Source organism: Gordonia paraffinivorans NBRC 108238, assembly GCF_000344155.1.
Classification (GTDB): Bacteria; Actinomycetota; Actinomycetes; order Mycobacteriales; family Mycobacteriaceae; genus Gordonia; species Gordonia paraffinivorans.
In genome coordinates this window covers 1-1,431 of sequence record NZ_BAOQ01000092.1, presented here as the reverse complement: position 1 = coordinate 1,431, position 1,431 = coordinate 1, and the positions used below count along the sequence as shown (strand labels likewise).

2 protein-coding genes are annotated in these 1,431 nt (G+C 55.8%); both read right to left on the bottom strand.

What is annotated here, in order from left to right:
- Nucleotides 1-1,171: AbiH family protein (locus GP2_RS21495; protein ID WP_157211754.1), on the bottom strand; the 1,171-nt coding region annotated here is incomplete at its 3' end.
- On the bottom strand, nt 1,150-1,431 hold a 282-nt coding region (locus GP2_RS20770), incomplete at its 5' end, for an N-6 DNA methylase (RefSeq protein ID WP_040527704.1). The genes GP2_RS21495 and GP2_RS20770, both read right to left, overlap by 22 nt.

The window sequence follows — 1,431 nt, the reverse complement described above, 5'->3', positions numbered from 1 at the left end:
CCAGTTTACTGCCATCTGCTGGAGAGGTATTGAGCCAGTTTCTGGCAGTTCCGGCGTCGTGCATAACGACATGGACATACTCCCTCAGCCGAGCGCGTTCGGATGGGGCAGCAAACTCAAGGAATTTGTCGCAGACCGCATCGACATCCCATACTTTTCCGCCCCCATTGAACCAGTAGAGAATGAGTTCCGGTGAGTATTTTCTCACCCCATCGGATCGAGTGCGCTCAGTTCCGAGAGCGTCGGCAATATGTTTCCACCACCATCGATCGGATTCGCCGAGCGAACAACCAAAGATGATGAAGAGTTCGGCATCATCAAACAAGTGGCGATACCGCAGGTCATTCTGAGCCCAAAATGGCTTGGCGAGCCTGAGCGCCGGATCTTGGTTACCACGCACATGCTGCGGAGTGTCTACGCCGAACAAGAGCGACCGAGGGATGCTCTGGTGTCCATGAGGGTGAACGACGTCCGACGTGACATAGGAAGAGAAATGGTCTCCCCACTCGCCAGCAACGGCACCCGGGTCGATCTTGAAGTCGAAGTTTCGGTCCACGGTTTTGTAGGGCCTCGGATCGAACTGCTGCTGATCAAGATAGACAAAGTCATCGAGCAGTGACGTGTAGTTGAAATTGACAAAGAAAAAGTTGAATACGTCGAAGTTGTTGATTCGCTTGGGGAATTGCAGTCGGGCGTAGTCGTCACGATCGAGATCCCCCAAGAACTCCTGCAACGAAGTTACTGCCGAGTTGTTGTTCATTGAATCCGCGCCAAGTCGAACGAGTAGGGAGCTCGGCACCGCAAGTTCGAGGAACTGCGAGAACTGCTCCTGTATCCGCTTGAGTGATTCGCCGAGTTCGCGGGGTCGCACCCGATTCTCTCGAAGCATCTTTTCGACAACTGCTTCAACGTCACTCCAGTTGTCTTTCCTCGCGCGCTGCAATTCCTCCATCTCCTGGAAAATCGGGTTTGTCTCATCAAATGATCGGAGTTTGAGGAAGTGGTAAAAACTGGAATACCGAGTATCAATCGGCATCTGGTAGTCGCTCGCCACCTGGAGGTCAAATCCGTTGCCAACGAATGCCATGATGTTGTGTTGCACTTCCGGTGAGTCAAATCCGGCTGTCGTGTAGTCGCGATGCCCCACGGTTACTTCACTTTCCGTCGCCACGGCGCTGACTGGTCGCCGTATGTGCTCAGGTGGTGGATGAAGTGCTGCACCCACGCGAAGTTCGCATTCCCCTGCGGCGGGGTGCCGTACTGCCAGCGCGGGTCGCACTCGAGCTTCGCGTCCCACCAGTCCGAGACGTTGAACGGCGGGTTCGCGATCACGAAGTCCGCGCGCAGATCCGGGTGCAGGTCATCAGTGAACGAGTCTGCCGAGCGCGGTCCCATGTCGGCCTCGATGCCGCGCAGCGCGAGGTTGCGTCC